At 52.5% G+C, this 16,553-nt stretch carries 16 protein-coding genes; 8 read left to right on the forward strand and 8 right to left on the reverse strand.

Features of this window, described 5'->3' with window-relative positions:
- Positions 1-252: 252 nt before the first annotated feature.
- The 3 genes from V5P19_RS04435 (at position 253) to acnA (ending at position 3,642) form a co-directional block, all read left to right on the forward strand.
- Complete coding sequence (locus V5P19_RS04435) at positions 253-393, forward strand: YmiA family putative membrane protein (protein WP_334401146.1); 141 nt, start codon at positions 253-255, stop codon at positions 391-393.
- A 311-nt stretch (positions 394-704) separates the two neighbouring features.
- On the forward strand, positions 705-803 hold the full coding sequence (gene ymiC / locus V5P19_RS04440) for a small membrane protein YmiC (protein ID WP_334401148.1): 99 nt from the start codon (positions 705-707) through the stop codon (positions 801-803).
- Positions 804-966: 163 nt separating this feature from the next.
- Positions 967-3,642: an aconitate hydratase AcnA gene (acnA, locus tag V5P19_RS04445; protein ID WP_334400488.1), complete on the forward strand. Its 2,676-nt coding sequence runs from the start codon at positions 967-969 to the stop codon at positions 3,640-3,642.
- A gap of 37 nt (positions 3,643-3,679) precedes the next feature.
- On the opposite strand, the gene ribA is transcribed toward acnA, so the two are convergent.
- The gene (gene ribA, locus V5P19_RS04450) at positions 3,680-4,270 is read right to left on the reverse strand and encodes a GTP cyclohydrolase II (protein WP_003856813.1); all 591 of its coding nucleotides are present in this window, start codon (positions 4,268-4,270) and stop codon (positions 3,680-3,682) included.
- Positions 4,271-4,467: 197 nt separating this feature from the next.
- On the opposite strand from ribA, the gene pgpB reads away from it, so the two are divergent.
- From pgpB to yciH, 5 genes are all read left to right on the forward strand, one after another.
- Positions 4,468-5,235 carry a phosphatidylglycerophosphatase B gene (gene pgpB / locus V5P19_RS04455; RefSeq protein WP_334400490.1) on the forward strand — a complete coding sequence of 256 codons (768 nt, stop codon included), beginning with the start codon at positions 4,468-4,470 and terminating at the stop codon, positions 5,233-5,235.
- Positions 5,236-5,383: 148 nt separating this feature from the next.
- Positions 5,384-5,692, forward strand: coding sequence for a LapA family protein (locus V5P19_RS04460; protein WP_061098000.1), 309 nt, complete (start codon positions 5,384-5,386; stop codon positions 5,690-5,692).
- 6 nt (positions 5,693-5,698) lie between these two features.
- Positions 5,699-6,868: a lipopolysaccharide assembly protein LapB gene (lapB, locus tag V5P19_RS04465; RefSeq protein WP_334400493.1), complete on the forward strand. Its 1,170-nt coding sequence runs from the start codon at positions 5,699-5,701 to the stop codon at positions 6,866-6,868.
- Between the two features lie 186 nt (positions 6,869-7,054).
- The gene (gene pyrF / locus V5P19_RS04470) at positions 7,055-7,792 is read left to right on the forward strand and encodes an orotidine-5'-phosphate decarboxylase (RefSeq protein ID WP_334400495.1); all 738 of its coding nucleotides are present in this window, start codon (positions 7,055-7,057) and stop codon (positions 7,790-7,792) included.
- Positions 7,792-8,118, forward strand: coding sequence for a stress response translation initiation inhibitor YciH (gene yciH, locus V5P19_RS04475; RefSeq protein ID WP_334400496.1), 327 nt, complete (start codon positions 7,792-7,794; stop codon positions 8,116-8,118). Before pyrF ends, yciH begins: the two co-directional genes overlap by 1 nt.
- Before the next feature lie 105 nt (positions 8,119-8,223).
- Here the strand turns inward: yciH and osmB are convergent, their stop codons facing one another.
- The 7 genes from osmB to fabI form a co-directional block, all read right to left on the reverse strand.
- Complete coding sequence (osmB, locus tag V5P19_RS04480) at positions 8,224-8,442, reverse strand: osmotically-inducible lipoprotein OsmB (RefSeq protein WP_008501216.1); 219 nt, start codon at positions 8,440-8,442, stop codon at positions 8,224-8,226.
- Between the two features lie 260 nt (positions 8,443-8,702).
- Complete coding sequence (locus V5P19_RS04485) at positions 8,703-9,455, reverse strand: DNA-binding transcriptional regulator YciT (protein WP_334400499.1); 753 nt, start codon at positions 9,453-9,455, stop codon at positions 8,703-8,705.
- Positions 9,456-9,498: 43 nt separating this feature from the next.
- Entirely contained in the window at positions 9,499-9,681 is a 183-nt protein-coding gene (locus tag V5P19_RS04490; RefSeq protein WP_334400501.1) for a hypothetical protein, read from the reverse strand.
- A 284-nt stretch (positions 9,682-9,965) separates the two neighbouring features.
- A complete protein-coding gene (gene pdeR, locus V5P19_RS04495; RefSeq protein ID WP_334400503.1) occupies positions 9,966-11,957 on the reverse strand; it encodes a cyclic di-GMP phosphodiesterase in 1,992 nt (663 codons plus the stop codon).
- Positions 11,958-12,279: 322 nt separating this feature from the next.
- On the reverse strand, positions 12,280-14,214 hold the full coding sequence (locus V5P19_RS04500; protein WP_334400505.1) for an exoribonuclease II: 1,935 nt from the start codon (positions 14,212-14,214) through the stop codon (positions 12,280-12,282).
- Positions 14,215-14,302: 88 nt separating this feature from the next.
- Complete coding sequence (locus V5P19_RS04505) at positions 14,303-15,289, reverse strand: CMD domain-containing protein (protein ID WP_334400507.1); 987 nt, start codon at positions 15,287-15,289, stop codon at positions 14,303-14,305.
- A gap of 153 nt (positions 15,290-15,442) precedes the next feature.
- Positions 15,443-16,231 carry an enoyl-ACP reductase FabI gene (gene fabI, locus V5P19_RS04510; RefSeq protein WP_042319917.1) on the reverse strand — a complete coding sequence of 263 codons (789 nt, stop codon included), beginning with the start codon at positions 16,229-16,231 and terminating at the stop codon, positions 15,443-15,445.
- Positions 16,232-16,553 lie beyond the last annotated feature (322 nt).

Consider the following 16,553-nt stretch of genomic DNA (forward strand, 5'->3'; position numbering starts at 1 on the left):
GTCATATAATGTCATTAACCATATATACTGTGTGGTTTTAATGTCGTGAATTAGCGACAAAAGTAGAACTAATTTACGTCTTCGCAAATATTTCTTTTCAATTATTTATTTCTGGTCAAAAGAATGAATTTTTCCCAGGTGTAGATGCGTAAATTCACTGGCTTTTCCGCTAAAGTTTCTTTAGGATTTATCTCAACAGATGATTACTTGTACCAATTGTTTGGTCTCAAAATGATAAGCGATATCGATTGTATGAGGTTAGCAATGCCTTCAGGAAGTGAAGAACCGCAAAGGGATCCTGCGCTCAAGCGTAAAGCCTGGCTGTCGGTCTTTCTCGTCTCCGCCCTGTTTTGGGTGGTGGTTGCTCTCCTGGCGTGGAAATATTGGGGTTAACTATGACAGTGACGGTACGTACAGAAACGTTAAAAACCATGTGTCAACACCGTGACACTGGACACAGTGCTCGCAAAGCGCCCGCGACGACTGTTCCTGCGTCCTGGAAACTGACTGCACAACAGCAAGCCTTTATCGATGTGTTCGCGGAAGACGAACCCAAAAAACAATAATTTAGTTTTTTGCGTAATGATGCAAATAGTCTGAATAATGACTCTGTGCTTTTGTACTCTTTAATAAATACACATCAGCAATATAGAACTGAGGGCTGACCTCGGAATCTTTAATAATTAAAGCCTGGTGTCCCTATGATGAATAACATGACAACGCTCAAATACTGGTCCTGGATCGGCGTTTTTTCTGTGTCGATACTCTTCTGGTGTCAGCTAATCTGGCTGGCCTGTGTCTAAATCGCAAAACCTCGCTTCGGCGGGGTTTTTGTTTTAAGGCGACTCGGGATCCTTCCTAAATTTATCAATTTGGGTTGTTATCAAAACGTTACGACATCTATGTGTTATCTTTAATTACGGCCCTGATGATTGTCTGGGTATCCCTGTAATTATGGAGGAGCTTATGTCGTTAACCCTACGCGAAGCCAGTAAGGACACGTTGCAGGCAGAAAATAAAACCTGGCACTACTATAGCTTGCCGCTGGCGGCGAAAACGCTTGGTGACATTTCGCGGTTGCCCAAGTCGTTGAAAGTGCTGCTGGAAAATCTTTTGCGCTGGCAGGATGGTGATTCCGTCACCGCCGATGATATTCATGCTCTGGCTGGATGGCTAAAGGATGCCCATGCTGACAGAGAAATTGCCTACCGCCCGGCAAGGGTCTTGATGCAGGACTTCACCGGCGTACCGGCCGTTGTTGATTTAGCCGCGATGCGCGAAGCCGTTAAACGCCTTGGCGGTGATACGGCAAAAGTTAATCCGCTTTCCCCCGTTGACCTTGTCATTGACCATTCTGTCACCGTTGATCACTTCGGTAATGACGACGCGTTTGAAGAAAACGTTCGGCTTGAAATGGAACGAAACCACGAACGCTACGTGTTTCTGAAATGGGGCCAGCAGGCGTTTAGCCGTTTTAGCGTTGTCCCGCCAGGGACGGGCATTTGCCACCAGGTGAACCTTGAATATTTGGGGAAAGCCGTCTGGAGCGAGTTGCAGGATAAGGAATGGATCGCCTACCCGGACACGCTGGTTGGCACCGACTCGCACACCACGATGATTAACGGCTTGGGCGTACTGGGCTGGGGCGTCGGCGGTATCGAAGCAGAAGCCGCCATGCTCGGCCAGCCCGTTTCAATGCTCATTCCCGATGTCGTGGGCTTTAAGCTCACCGGTAAACTTTCAGAAGGCATTACCGCCACGGACCTGGTGCTGACGGTGACCCAGATGCTGCGTAAACACGGCGTGGTCGGCAAGTTCGTCGAATTCTACGGTGACGGGCTGGACTCATTACCGCTGGCGGATCGAGCCACTATCGCTAACATGGCGCCAGAGTACGGCGCTACCTGCGGCTTCTTCCCGATTGATAGCGTGACGCTGGAGTATATGCGCCTGAGTGGCCGAAGCGAGGAGCAGGTTGCGCTGGTCGAGGCGTATACCAAAGCGCAGGGCATGTGGCGCAACTCCGGCGACGAGCCGGTATTCACCAGCACGCTAGAGCTGAATATGCGGACCGTAGAGGCGAGTCTTGCGGGGCCAAAGCGTCCGCAGGATCGCGTTGCGCTTCACAACGTTCCAAACGCATTTGCAGCCAGCAACGAGCTGGAGGTCAATACCGCCCAGAAAGATCACCGCCCGGTCGACTATGTCATCAATGGGCATCAATATCAGCTCCCTGACGGTGCCGTGGTGATCGCTGCTATTACGTCCTGCACCAACACCTCTAACCCGAGCGTGTTAATGGCCGCTGGGCTGTTGGCGAAGAAAGCCGTTGAGCTGGGTCTTAAACCGAAACCTTGGGTAAAAGCCTCGCTGGCACCGGGCTCAAAAGTGGTGTCAGATTATCTGGCACAGGCCAGGCTCACGCCGTACCTGGATGAGCTGGGCTTCAACCTGGTCGGTTACGGCTGTACAACCTGCATCGGTAATTCCGGGCCGCTGCCCGAGCCTATCGAACTGGCGATTAAGCAGGGCGACCTGACCGTAGGCGCGGTTCTTTCCGGTAACCGTAACTTTGAAGGGCGTATTCATCCATTGGTCAAAACAAACTGGTTGGCGTCGCCGCCGCTGGTGGTTGCTTACGCTCTGGCCGGGAACATGAATATCAACCTGGTGACCGATCCCATTGGTCACGACCGCAAGAACGATCCCGTCTATTTGAAAGATATCTGGCCGTCATCACGAGAGATTGCGCGTGCGGTTGAGAAGGTTTCGACGGAGATGTTCCGTAAGGAGTATGCGGAAGTATTCGAGGGCACGCCGGAGTGGAAATCTATCAACGTCGTCGGCTCCGACACGTATGGCTGGCAGGACGACTCAACCTATATCCGCCTGTCGCCATTCTTTGATGACATGCAGGCACAGCCGGCACCGCTTAAAGATATTCACAGTGCGCGAATTCTGGCGATGCTCGGGGATTCGGTTACAACAGACCATATCTCCCCGGCTGGCAGTATCAAAGCCGACAGTCCTGCAGGCCGCTATCTGCAGGGGCGGGGGGTGGAGCGACGGGATTTTAACTCATACGGGTCACGTCGCGGTAACCACGAGGTGATGATGCGCGGCACCTTTGCCAACATTCGCATCCGCAACGAAATGGTGCCAGGTGTCGAAGGGGGCATGACGCGCCACCTACCGGGCACCGACGTTGTGTCGATCTACGATGCTGCCGTCAAGTATCAGCAGGAAGGCACGCCGCTGGCCGTGATCGCGGGTAAAGAGTACGGTTCTGGGTCCAGCCGGGACTGGGCGGCAAAAGGCCCACGTCTGCTCGGGGTGCGAGTGGTGATTGCCGAGTCGTTTGAGCGTATCCACCGTTCTAACCTGATCGGTATGGGGATCCTTCCGCTTGAATTCCCGCAAGGCGTTACCCGTAAAACGCTGGGGCTGACCGGGGAAGAGAAGATCGATATTAGCGGCCTGCAAAACCTGCAGCCGGGTAAAACGGTGCCGGTCACGCTAACGCGAGCAGATGGGAAAACGGAGGTGCTTGAGTGCCGGTGCCGCATCGATACGGCTACGGAGCTCACCTATTACCAGAACGACGGCATTTTGCATTACGTGATTCGTAAGATGCTGGATTAAAGAAACATGCCCGGCGTATGCGCCGGGCATGTTGCGGTCACTCGCTCAGCAGGTGGCCCATCTTGGCAGCTTTGGTATCAAGGTAGTGGGCGTTCTTCGGGTTACGACCGACAATCAACGGAACGCGTTCCACGATATTAATCCCGGCTTCGGTCAGGATTTCCACTTTTTTAGGGTTGTTGGTTAACAGCCGAACTTCATCAACGCCCAGCAGTTTGAACATATCTGCACAGAGCGTGAAGTCGCGCTCGTCAGCGGCAAAGCCGAGCTGATGATTGGCTTCAACCGTATCGTAACCCTGATCCTGAAGCGCATAGGCGCGGATTTTATTCAGCAGGCCGATATTGCGACCTTCCTGGCGGTGATAGAGCAGTACGCCACGGCCCTCTTCGGCGATATGGGAAAGTGCGGCTTCAAGCTGGAAACCGCAGTCACAGCGGAGGCTGAAAAGCGCGTCGCCGGTCAGACATTCCGAATGCACGCGGGACAGCACCGGCGTCTGTCCTGAAATATCACCAAACACCAGGGCGACGTGATCCTGTCCGGTTGCCAGTTCTTCAAAACCCACCATCAGGAAATCGCCCCATGGGGTTGGCAGTTTGGCTTCTGCCACACGTTTAAGCTGCATGTGATTCTCCAGAGTAGGCTGACACGTTTCGTGCCTTTCGCCTGTTTGGCTTTCTGTATCTGTTCATTTTGCCACAAGCTCGGCAGGTTCGCCTAATGGCCGCCATGCTATACGAACGTTAAACGCACGATCCGACATATCCACCTGTCGACTGAAATTCAGTTATGATTGTGAGGCTTAGCGTAAAAGGAGAAAACATGCTTTCAATCGCCAGACGAACGGCAGCGGGTGCGGCCGTATTACTTGTTATGCCTTTAGCCGTGTGGTTGTCTGGCTGGATGTGGCGGCCTGGCCAAAACGCCACCTGGCTGAAAACCTTATACTGGGTAACGGAGACGGTCACCCAACCGTGGGGGATCATCACTCACGTTGTGCTCTGTACTTGGTTCCTGTGGTGCCTTCGTTTTCGTTTACGCGCAGCGGTGATGCTGTTTGCTATCCTCGGCGGCGCTATTCTGGTTGGTCAGGGTGTGAAGTCATGGGTCAAGGATCATGTTCAAGAGCCGCGTCCCTTCGTCGTGTGGTTGGAAAAAACGCATCATGTTCCGGTGGATGAGTTCTACACTTTAAAGCGAAAAGATCGCGGTGCGCTGGTGAAAGAACAGCTGGCTGAGCAGCAGGAAATACCGAAATTTTTACGTCAACACTGGCAAAAAGAGACCGGCTTTGCGTTTCCGTCGGGACATACTATGTTTGCTGCCAGTTGGGCGCTACTGGGCGTTGGGCTTTTATGGCCGCGGCGTCGTACCGTGACCATTGCCATATTGCTGGTTTGGGCAACTGGCGTGATGGGCAGCAGATTACTGTTGGGCATGCACTGGCCACGAGATTTAGTGGTAGCAACGCTGATTTCCTGGGTGCTGGTGACTTTTGCCACCTGGCTTGCGGAACGACTCTGCGGGCCGTTGACTCCGCCACCGGAAGAGAAAGAAGAAATCGCCGAAAGGGAGCAAAGCGACGCCTGAAGGTTGATATTACGCATTTTGCCCATAAATCCATGACTGGCGCGCTACTTTTTCCGTTTCGCGCCCGTCACTAAAATGGTAGTTTATAAGGCTGATTGCGGTAAGTTGAACACACTTTATTCGCTTGAACCACATAACGGGAAGTAATGTGAAATATTTACTCATTTTCTTACTGGTGTTGGCGATTTTTGTCATTTCGGTCACATTGGGTGCGCAAAACGATCAGCAAGTAACGTTTAACTATCTGCTGGCGCAGGGCGAGTATCGCGTTTCAAGCCTGCTGGCAGTGCTGTTCGCCGCGGGTTTTGCCATTGGTTGGCTGGTGTGCGGCCTGTTCTGGTTAAAAGTACGCGTCTCTCTTGCTCGCGCTGAACGTAAAATCAAACGACTCGAACAAAACATTGCGCCTGCGTCCGACATTCCGGAGAGCTCTGGTGTGCCGGTAGTTAAGGAATAATCGAATATGCTCGAGTTGTTGTTTCTGCTTTTGCCTGTAGCCGCAGCCTATGGCTGGTATATGGGCCGCAGAAGTGCGCAACAAACAAAACAGGATGAAGCAAACCGACTCTCCCGTGACTACGTTGCGGGGGTGAACTTCCTGTTGAGCAATCAACAGGATAAAGCGGTGGACCTGTTCCTCGATATGTTGAAAGAGGACACCGGCACCGTAGAGGCGCATCTCACCCTGGGAAACCTGTTCCGCTCGCGCGGCGAGGTTGACCGTGCCATTCGTATCCACCAGACCCTCATGGAAAGCGCATCGTTAACCTACGATCAGCGCTTACTGGCCGTGCAGCAGCTGGGTCGTGATTACATGGCGGCAGGGCTATACGATCGGGCAGAAGATATGTTCTCACAGCTGGTGGACGAAACCGATTTTCGCATCAGTGCGCTACAGCAACTGCTGCAAATTTATCAGGCCACCAGCGACTGGCAAAAAGCGATCGATACCGCCGAGCGCCTGGTGAAGCTGGGTAAAGACAAGCAGCGTGTTGAAATTGCCCATTTTTACTGCGAGCTGGCGCTACAGCAGATGGGCAACGATGACATGGATAAAGCCATGTCTCTGCTGAAGAAAGGTGCCGCTGCGGACCGCAATAGCGCACGCATCTCAATCATGATGGGGCGCGTCTTTATGGCGAGCGGGGAGTTCGCCAAAGCGGTGGAATCCCTGTTACGGGTTATCGATCAGGATAAAGAGCTGGTCAGTGAAACGCTGGAGATGCTGCAAACCTGTTATCAGCAGCTGGATAAACAAGATGAGTGGGTGGCATTCCTGCGCCGCTGCGTGGAAGAAAACACCGGTGCAACGGCTGAGCTGATGCTCTCCGATGTGGTTGAAGAGCATGAGGGCAGTGATACCGCCCAGGTCTACATTACGCGGCAACTACAGCGTCATCCAACGATGCGCGTATTCCACAAGCTCATGGACTACCATCTGCACGATGCAGAGGAAGGGCGCGCCAAAGAGAGCCTGATGGTGCTGCGTGACATGGTGGGTGAGCAGGTGCGAAGCAAACCGCGCTACCGCTGCCAGAAGTGTGGTTTTACCGCCTATACCTTGTACTGGCACTGTCCTTCCTGCCGAGCGTGGTCGACGATTAAGCCAATACGGGGCCTCGACGGCCAGTGATTTTTAAAAAGGCTTTATTTTAGTTACAACATACTAACGGCTTTCCTGAAACAAACCAGCACCGTGCGGTTTTTAGGCTTGGTAGGAAACCAAAACGATCCTGTCAATTTGCGGCATTGACGGGTAGAATGCTGCCCGTTTATCTGTTCCGCGCCGCTGCGCGCCCATAGACGAAAAGGGCTGGTCATGACGTCTGTTACTTCCTCTACTTCCCGCGTAGTTACTGATTCTCCTGTTGTTGTTGCACTCGATTATAATAAGCGTGATGCCGCACTGGCTTTTGTCGACGGTATCGATCCTCGCGACTGCCGTCTGAAGGTTGGCAAAGAAATGTTCACGCTGTTTGGCCCGCAAATCGTACGCGATCTGCAACAGCGCGGTTTTGACGTTTTTCTCGACCTGAAATTCCATGATATTCCCAACACCACGGCGCATGCGGTGGCCGCCGCGGCCGAACTGGGCGTCTGGATGGTGAACGTACACGCGTCGGGTGGGGCGAGAATGATGACGGCAGCGCGTGAAGCGCTTGTGGCCTTCGGTAACGATGCGCCATTATTGATTGCTGTTACCGTATTGACCAGCATGGATGAAAATGATTTGCGCGATCTGGGTGTGACGTTGTCACCCGCTGAACATGCAGAACGGCTGGCACGCCTGACGCTAAACTGCGGGCTTGATGGTGTCGTCTGTTCCGCCCAGGAAGCGGTGCGATTTAAAGCAGAGCTGGGCCAGGACTTCAAACTGGTCACGCCGGGGATTCGTCCGGCGGGCAGTGAAGTTGGCGATCAGCGCCGCATAATGACGCCTGAGCAGGCACTGGCCGCTGGCGTGGACTTCATGGTGATTGGACGTCCCGTGACGCAATCAGCGAACCCGGCAGAGACGCTTAAAGCGATCAATGCATCACTGAGAAAGGGGATGTAATGTCTGATTCAAACAGTCGTCTGGTGTATTCGACCGACTCTGGACGCATTGATGAGCCAAAAGCAAAAGCGGAGCGCCCTAAAGGCGACGGAATCGTGCGTATCCAGCGTCAAACCAGTGGTCGAAAAGGAAAGGGCGTGTGCCTGATTTCGGGTATCGATTTGGACGATGCTGAGCTGGTCAAGCTGGCAGCTGAGCTGAAGAAAAAATGCGGCTGCGGCGGTGCTGTAAAAGACGGCATTATCGAAATCCAGGGCGATAAGCGCGATCTCATTAAGTCGCTCCTTGAGGCCAAAGGAATGAAAGTAAAACTGGCGGGCGGTTAAAATAAATGAGCCACGGTAATTACCGTGGCTCTTTTTTTATACGTGCGTAAGTCAGACCTGAAATACGTTCAAATATCGTAATGCCCGTGAAGGCTTATATAATGATTATTTGCCAACCTGGTGACCGATAATACCACCGACAGCGGCACCACCTAAAGTACCCAGCGTACTACCATCCGTTAAAACTGCACCACCGAGAGCACCTGCACCGGCACCAATGGCGGTGTTACGGTCACGTTTAGACCAGTTAGAGCATGCGCTCAGGGACATTGCTACAGTGATTGCCAGAACAGCGGCGGCTAATTTTTTGCTGGTTAAGGTCATAATACTTTCTCCTGAATTATCGATTCACGGAAAGATGTACGCTTTAAGTATAGACGAATCGAGTACTTAAGTTCTTTTCTCCGTGAAAGCTTGTCGCGCAGGTGTTACGTAATCACGCAGGTGATAGTCACTTCCTGTTATATCGCTAACATTAATTTTACGACTTTAATGCAGGTTAAACAGGTAAAAACTCTTAAAGGAGGGGTAGGAATTATCTCAGAGAATGTGTAACACGCGCCCGGAAGTCGGGCGCGAAAGTATCAAGAAGACTTTTTAATAATATCGACGATCAGGCCATCTGCTTCGAGCTTATTCCGATGGTCGTCACTGAGGCGTTCATCGGTTATTACTCGGCTAAAACGCGATATCGGCCCCATAGTGTAAGGATGAACTGCACCAAATTTCGAACTGTCTGTCAGTACGATTGCTTCACACTCTTTCTCCAGCACGGCGTTTACTACATCAGAACGCATCATATCTCTGCCGGTGAAGCCCGTCTCCGGCTGCCAGCCGTCAATGCCGATAAACGCTTTGCTAAAGTGTACCTGCTGGACGTATTGGCGGGTTAACGGCCCGACCATGCTCTCGCTTTTCTTCTGGTAGATTCCACCCAGGAGAATTACCTCGCAGCGCGTTTCCTTTAGCAGATGCGCAATATAGCTACTGACGGTGATGATGGTTACGTCTTTTTGATCCGCAAGTGTACGCGCCAGCAGGGCGTTGCTGCTGCCGTTCTCAATAAAGACCGTTTCGCCATTGTTCACCAGGGAGGCGGCAAACTCTGCCAGTTCCCGCTTCAGCGCGTAGTTATTCATCATGCGCGTTTCAACGTCTTCACTGTCCAGTGGGACGGCATAACCATGCGCACGCCGCAGATAGCTCTGCTTTTCAAGAAGATTGAGATCCTGACGAATAGTGACTTCAGAAACGCCGGTGGTTTTGGCGAGATCGACCACGCTGACGCGCCCCTGATCGATGACCATCTGCAATATGATTTGTTGTCGGGAGTTCATAGCATCCATTTAATAAAGCGAAACGAGGTCGGAAAGAGTGGGATTAAACTTCCCACGGGGCTTTTGGCTGTCTGCTTTCAGGGGCCATTTCAGCACCATGCTGTGCCAAAAGCTCAGACTTCAGGATCTCGAGATTGCGGATCGCTGAGTGATAATCGCCCGCAACCAGTATATCCAGCACCGTATCAATACGTTGTGCCACGGCCTGTGCATCAATGTTAGACATATCTCTCCCCTGGAGCGAAAAGTGAATATTTTCAATGATGCAGAAAATGGGATCAAAAGAGAAGGGAAAAAATACAATAACTAAATGACATAAATTTCAGTGATAAATTTATCCCCCCTCATGCAGCGTGTTGAATGAGTGGATGAGTCTAAAACTACGCGCAACCATGCGTTAATTAGGGTACTTTATCGACTGTATTCAGAACGGCCGCCGGGAGGCCTTACGCGCCTATGCCCGAGCTTGCGTTGATGGATATTACTGAAGAAGGGGTTAAGCAAAGCCTGTTAACGCATTTTCCGCGCCTGATAACGCTTTAGCCATCGCTCGAAGGCGGCAGCGGGCATTGGCTTAGCAAAGAGAAAACCTTGCCGTTCGTTGACGCCGTTCTTCGTCAGAAAGGCGTCTTCTTTCGCGCTCTCCACACCCTCGGCAATAACCTGCAAGTTTAATGCCTGCGCGACGGCGACAATAGCGCGAACTAACGATTGCGAGATCGATTGCTTGTGAATGTCCCGAACAAAGGATTGATCGAGTTTAACGGCATCAATTGGAAATCGGGCGAGCTGCGATAACGACGAATATCCGGTACCAAAATCATCCAAATGAATTTGTGCCCCTAGCTTGCTGAACTGCTGAATCACAGAGAGCGCCAGCTCTTCATTTTCGATCAAACAGCTTTCGGTCAATTCCACATCAATAGGGCAGTACTCAAAATCCAGATCCTTCAGGGCCTGCTTTAAATCACTGAAGATGGTTTGATCCGCCAGCTGGCGCGCAGACACGTTCACCGCCACGCGCAGGTTAATCCCCTTATCACGCCATTTTGCCACCTGCTGAACCACGTCGAGCATGACCCAGCGGCCAAGGGGCACAATCAGGCCAGACTCTTCTGCATAGGAGATAAATTCCATCGGAGGGATCAGGCCGCGCTCTGGCGACTGCCAGCGCACCAGTGCCTCGAGGCTTCTGATTTCACCTCGCCAGGTCATTTTAGGCTGGTAGTGGATGAGCAACTGGTCGTTATCCAGCGCCTTACGCAGATTGGTATCCAGCCAGAGATATTCAAATACCCGCTGGTTCATTTCCGGTGAGAAGACGCAGAACTTGCCCCTGCCGCTCTCTTTCGCGGTATACATCGCGGTATCGGCATTGCGGATAAGGCTTTCGCGATCGTTACCGTGCTGCGGTGCGAGGGCGATACCCAGCGAACAGCCCGTATAAATCTCGATCAGGCCGATCCTGAACGGCTGCCGCAGGCGGGTCAAAATCCTCGATGCCATTGCTTCCAGGGAGCCCTGCGAGGTCTCTGTCGCCATGACGATGAACTCATCACCACCCAGTCGGGCAAGGGTCTGGCCTTCATCAAGGCAGCTCAGGATGGCGAGAGCAACGGCCTGCAATAATTGATCGCCAAACATGTGTCCATAAGCATCATTGACCTTTTTAAAGTTATCCAGGTCGAGATACACCACGCCAACCTGATTTTCCCCGCGGGCGTCGATGGCATCAGAAATCAGTTCGTGAATGGCATTACGATTGGGTAAACCGGTAATGGTATCGGTATTGGCCATCACGCGCAGGCGCTCCTGGGCGCGGCGCTCCTCGGTAATATCAGTACCGGAACAAATAAGGTAAATTTCATTTTTGCCGCTGCCGCTGTGAACAAATTTATTTCGAAACAGAAATAATCGTTGCCCTTTACGCGTTTTAATCCACCGTTCAACCTCGTAGGAACTGCCATTTCGAAAGAATCCGGCGATGTTACGCTTAGAGGCTGCCGCTTCGCTGCGGCTCATAAACAGCTTAAAGACGTTCTGACCAATAACTTCCTGCTCTTTCAGACCCGTATACTCTTCACTTAGTCGGTTGAACCGCTGAATGTTGCCGTTTTGGTCCAAAATAACGATGACGGAGTTGGCTTCTGAAACAACCTGCTCAGCGAATGAGAGACCCTGTGCAAGGTCGCGGGCAACAGAAGGAGTGTCATTCCAGGCTGAGGCCGTACCGGCCCACTCTTTTTTATTGATTTTACGGCCGACAAGATGGACGGGAACATCAACGCCATACAGCGATAATGTCGTTGAAATGCTGGAAGTAATGACGGTTAACTGGCGGATTAGATCGGCCTGGTCTTCCTGCAGGGCAATAACCTGAATGACATCGGCGCTTTCACTGGCGGCTAGATGCAGGGCATTGCTGTCAGCTGATATCCGCCACCAGGGGCTGTGCGTGCCCATATAGCGAAACAGCAGATTCTGCTCCAGACCGTCCATCATGTTTTCTCCTGCGGCTAGTCGTTAGCGCAAAATTTATTCATCTACGATCGGTTTTTCGCGGGGTGACAGCGGCCAAGCCGATGTGAACGTATTGTTTTCCCCGTTTTATTTTTTTAAAAGCAAGTGGGGGGAATGGCGTACTGAGCGTGTAAAAATTCACGTGGCCGAATATTACAGCACTCTTTTACTGTAGATAATTCTGGCGAATTTGGGCGGCTCGACGTTGAAAATAGTGAGAAAAAAAGAGGATTTTTCGGGACGGATTGAAAGAAAAGAATGTCGGCCATGACTCAACGGAAATGGCCGACATTTTAACGGGTTATCAGGCGACAGGGCGCGCGATAATGCTGCGGGTTTCCATGCGGACTTCAGCGATATTTACGTCGATCACGTCAGTAACCTTGTAAACCGTTTCACCTTTAATCTGTACTGAACCGTTCTCCTGACTGCAAACCAGTTCGTCACGAACGGCATGCAGGAACGGTGCAGGGATAAAGGCAACAGCACCGTTATCCACCAGACGGACGCGCATACCGCCACGACTGACGTCAATGATTTCAGCGGCGAAGCGGATATCGGTACCGGCTTTGTCTTTAAGGAAGCGGGCGTACAGCCAGTCACCGACGTCACGTTCCGCCATGCGGTTGAGGCGGCGGCGTTCAGCCATTTGCAGAGTGACATCATCCTGCGGACGCGCTATGGATTCTCCCTTAACGATCGCTTTCAGCAGACGATGGTTAACCATGTCGCCATACTTACGAATCGGGGAAGTCCAGGTAGCGTAAGCTTCCAGACCCAGGCCGAAGTGCGGGCCTGGCTCGGTGCTGATTTCCGCAAAGGACTGGAACCGACGGATACGACTGTCGAGGAAACCGGATGGTTGAGCATCCAGTTCCCGGCGCAGTTTGCAGAAGCCTGGTAAGGTCAGCACTTCTTCCGGGTCAACATGCACATCATGCGTTTTCAGCAGGGCTGCCAGCGCGTCGGTGTTTGCCGGATCAAAGCCGGTGTGGACGTTGTAAATACCAAAGCCCAGCTTGTCGCGCAGAACGCGTGCGGCGCAGATGTTGGCTGAAATCATGGCCTCTTCAACAATGCGGTTCGCAATACGACGCGGTTCAGCGACGATATCCAGAACTTCACCTTTCTCGCCCAGGACAAAGCGATAATCCGGACGATCTTTGAAGACCAGCGCATGGGTTTTACGCCATTCGCTTCGGTTCAGGCAGATGCGCTGCAGCAGACGGATTTGTGCAGCAATCGCGTCAGATTCGGGTTTCCAACTGCCGGTCTCTTCCAGCCAGTCGGATACGGCGTCATAAGCCAGCTTGGCTTTTGATTCGATTGTCGCGGCAAAGAATTCAATGTCGTCTTCAATCGCGCCGTCAGCGGCAATCGTCATACGACAGGCGAGTACCGAACGTACTTCATTCGGACGCAGCGAGCAGAGATCGTCAGACAGTTCGCGAGGCAGCATCGGGATATTGAAACCCGGCAGGTAGTTGGTGAACGCGCGAATTTTCGCGGCGTCGTCAAGCTTGCTGCCTTCAACAATCCATGCGGTTGGATCGGCAATCGCCACGGTCAGATGCAATTTACCGTCAGTGCTCTCTTCGGCAAACAGGGCATCATCCATATCTTCGGTGCTGGCGCTGTCAATGGTGACAAATTCCAGCGCGGTAAGATCGCGACGCACCAGACCTTCGTCCTGCATTTCCGTCGCAACGCCATTTGGCGCTTCTTTTTCAAGATTGTGGCGCGCCAGCGTCACCCACCATGGCACGAAATGATCGTCGCCAAAGGTGATGAACTGGGTCAGTTCAGCATAGAAACCGCGATCGCCTTTAAGAGGATGGCGGCGCATTTCTGCAACGGCCCAGTCACCCTCTTTAAAATCATGTTCAACACCGCGCTCGGCACGGCAAGGAATAGCCTCTTTCAACAGGGGATGGTCTGGCACGATAGAAAGACGATCGTCTTTTCTGTGCACTTTACCCACGAAGCGTGTCAGGAAGGCTTCGACCAGCTCTTCAGGCTCGGCGGACTCACGATCCTTTTCAGTATGAATGACGGCCATGACGCGATCGCCGTGCATCACCTTCTTCATTTGCGGAGGTGGAATGAAATAGCTTTTTTGGCCATCAACTTCAAGGAAGCCAAAGCCCTTTTCCGTGGCTTTTACGACCCCTTCAGCACGCGGCGTCTGGGAATGCAGTTGCTGTTTAAGCTGCGCTAGCAGCGGGTTGTCCTGAAACATAATGTTCTATTTTCGTAGCCATTGAGCGGCTGACAGTTTTACGCGATTCTCACTGTCACAGCAAGCGCTCTTTGGGTAATTAGTACGGTTATTCCTCTTTACCAAGCGCAATGTTGAGCCGCTCAAGCCAGCCCAAAAATGCACTTCGGGTCAGCAGGCTGATCGCCTGTCTGGCCGGGAATCCTTGGTCGGTAAGGGGGGTAAACTGCGCAGCGCTGAAGCGGTCCGGGGAACGCGTCAGCAAGTCGATGGCCGCTGAAAGTGCCGGAACGTTCAGGGCGTTATCATCACGGCTGTTTATCAGGATCTCGCCCGTCAGATCCAGCAGCATCGGTTCGTGGCAGAGCACGGGCGTCAACGTTTGGAGCAAGGGCTCTGACTGCCAGCGCGAAAGGGATTCCAACTGATGAGCGCTTGCATAACGCAGCTCAACAACGGGCAGAATTGGAACCCACGCGCCTGGTAAAGCCGGCACGGTGTGCGGCTGGATATGATGGCCGGGCAACCAGCGTACGGGATGTCCCAACATCGCCTGGAAGACTGCCACAACGCGCGCCTGGAAACCGATAAAACCAATAATCTGGTTAATAAGCACGAGGTCGTAGGTTGTCAGACCCACTTCATCAAGCTGGTTCTGCGCTTTATCATCAATGACGTCAGGTGAGCTGGCGAGCTGGCGAGCATACTGCGTAATTTGTGCCAGACGGCGATTGCTTTCGCGTGAGGAGTCGGGGCCGGGGAGCGGGGCGAGCAGGGCGGCATAGTGATTACATAATCGCTGTACACCGCAGGCTTGCGCTACCGTCAATGCGGTGCTCATTCTGTCGTAAGCGCTCAGGGTATGCAGGCGGTTTACGGTGACGTCGAGCGGGAACAGCAGATCGCATAAGGCTCTGGCAGGGTCAAGCCAGCCAGAACAGGCGGCGATAATCTCTTCAGGCAAGGCTAAATCGAGTAAAAAACGATCGTCGACGTTAGCGGCTTCGGGTACCAGAGGCAGAACTTCCGTCTGCGAGTGGTTTGACTGGGTTTCATGATACCAGTGGCCTTTGCCGGAAAAACGGCGTTGTTCCATGGGCGTTCCTTGATCTCAAATGGCGATCAATATCCTGGCGCAAGGCGGATGAACGGAAAAATATTGTTAGGTGATAACAAATAGCAGAACGGAATAACGACGGGTTAGCGGGGAGTAAAGAACTCTCTTCCCGGAGGGGAAGAGAGTGACAGCTTATTTAATTTCCAGCTCGTTCATTGCAGCGATGTTGAAGCCGCCGTCAACGTGAACCACTTCACCGGAGATACCCGCGGAAAGGTCAGAGCACAGGAATGCTGCGGAGTTACCGACATCTTCGATGGTCACGGTACGGCGAATCGGCGTAACCGCTTCGCAATGTGCCAGCATTTTACGGAAGTCTTTGATGCCGGAAGCCGCCAGGGTACGGATTGGGCCTGCAGAGATACCGTTGACGCGCACACCTTCTGGACCCATCGCGTTCGCCATGTAGCGTACGTTCGCTTCCAGAGACGCTTTAGCCAGACCCATAACGTTGTAGTTAGGGATGGCACGTTCTGCGCCCAGGTAGGACAGCGTCAGCAGGGCAGAGCCCGGGTTCAGCATGGTACGGCAAGCTTTAGCCATCGCTACGAAGCTGTAAGAGCTGATGTCGTGCGCGATTTTGAAGCCTTCACGGGTAACCGCATTCACGTAATCGCCGTCCAGCTGGTCGCCAGGTGCGAAGCCGATGGAGTGAACGAAACCGTCGAATTTCTCCCACGTTTTAGCCAGTTCAGCAAACATGCCATCGATGCTTTCGTCTTGTGCAACGTCGCATTCCAGAACAATGCTGGAACCCAGCTGCGCGGCAAACTCTTCAACACGGCCTTTCAGCTTGTCGTTCTGGTAGGTGAACGCCAGCTCAGCGCCTTCGCGATGCATAGCCTGTGCGATGCCGTATGCGATGGACAGTTTGCTGGCAACGCCGGTTACCAGAATGCGCTTACCGGAAAGAAAACCCATAGCTTTAATCCTTATATTCATTACTTGTTTTTTGCCTATAAATCATAGCTTTACAGGCATCATTTCAAAATCATTCGAAATTAGCTCGAAATTATAGCCCACTGACTGCCCCTTGTGTCACGCAATTTCTTGCTCAAATCCCGTGACTCGGGTCTCAGAAGGTATTGATCGTACGCGGTATCACGCTATTTCCTGTGCATCCGTGAGGGCAAACTGCGAAGCCCATCGAAAGACATTGGGGTATCCCTGCAGTATATCACCGAGCGGCAGGTTCGCCTCATCCAACCAGAGAGAAGGAAGAACCGCGTGCTATATCTCCCCC

The sequence above is a fragment of the Enterobacter sp. UNJFSC 003 genome (genome assembly GCF_036903355.1).
In the GTDB taxonomy this organism is placed as follows: domain Bacteria; phylum Pseudomonadota; class Gammaproteobacteria; order Enterobacterales; family Enterobacteriaceae; genus Enterobacter.

Excerpts from the sequence above, each read along its gene's own strand:
- V5P19_RS04435 (WP_334401146.1), top strand. The coding sequence starts at position 253 with ATGAGGTTAGCAATGCCTTCAGGAAGTGAAGAACCGCAAAGGGATCCT.
- ymiC (WP_334401148.1), top strand. The coding sequence starts at position 705 with ATGAATAACATGACAACGCTCAAATACTGGTCCTGGATCGGCGTTTTT.
- acnA (WP_334400488.1), top strand. The coding sequence starts at position 967 with ATGTCGTTAACCCTACGCGAAGCCAGTAAGGACACGTTGCAGGCAGAA.
- ribA (WP_003856813.1), bottom strand. The coding sequence starts at position 4,270 with ATGCAGCTTAAACGTGTGGCAGAAGCCAAACTGCCAACCCCATGGGGC.
- pgpB (WP_334400490.1), top strand. The coding sequence starts at position 4,468 with ATGCTTTCAATCGCCAGACGAACGGCAGCGGGTGCGGCCGTATTACTT.
- lapB (WP_334400493.1), top strand. The coding sequence starts at position 5,699 with ATGCTCGAGTTGTTGTTTCTGCTTTTGCCTGTAGCCGCAGCCTATGGC.
- pyrF (WP_334400495.1), top strand. The coding sequence starts at position 7,055 with ATGACGTCTGTTACTTCCTCTACTTCCCGCGTAGTTACTGATTCTCCT.
- yciH (WP_334400496.1), top strand. The coding sequence starts at position 7,792 with ATGTCTGATTCAAACAGTCGTCTGGTGTATTCGACCGACTCTGGACGC.
- osmB (WP_008501216.1), bottom strand. The coding sequence starts at position 8,442 with ATGACCTTAACCAGCAAAAAATTAGCCGCCGCTGTTCTGGCAATCACT.
- V5P19_RS04485 (WP_334400499.1), bottom strand. The coding sequence starts at position 9,455 with ATGAACTCCCGACAACAAATCATATTGCAGATGGTCATCGATCAGGGG.
- V5P19_RS04490 (WP_334400501.1), bottom strand. The coding sequence starts at position 9,681 with ATGTCTAACATTGATGCACAGGCCGTGGCACAACGTATTGATACGGTG.
- pdeR (WP_334400503.1), bottom strand. The coding sequence starts at position 11,957 with ATGATGGACGGTCTGGAGCAGAATCTGCTGTTTCGCTATATGGGCACG.
- V5P19_RS04500 (WP_334400505.1), bottom strand. The coding sequence starts at position 14,214 with ATGTTTCAGGACAACCCGCTGCTAGCGCAGCTTAAACAGCAACTGCAT.
- V5P19_RS04505 (WP_334400507.1), bottom strand. The coding sequence starts at position 15,289 with ATGGAACAACGCCGTTTTTCCGGCAAAGGCCACTGGTATCATGAAACC.
- fabI (WP_042319917.1), bottom strand. The coding sequence starts at position 16,231 with ATGGGTTTTCTTTCCGGTAAGCGCATTCTGGTAACCGGCGTTGCCAGC.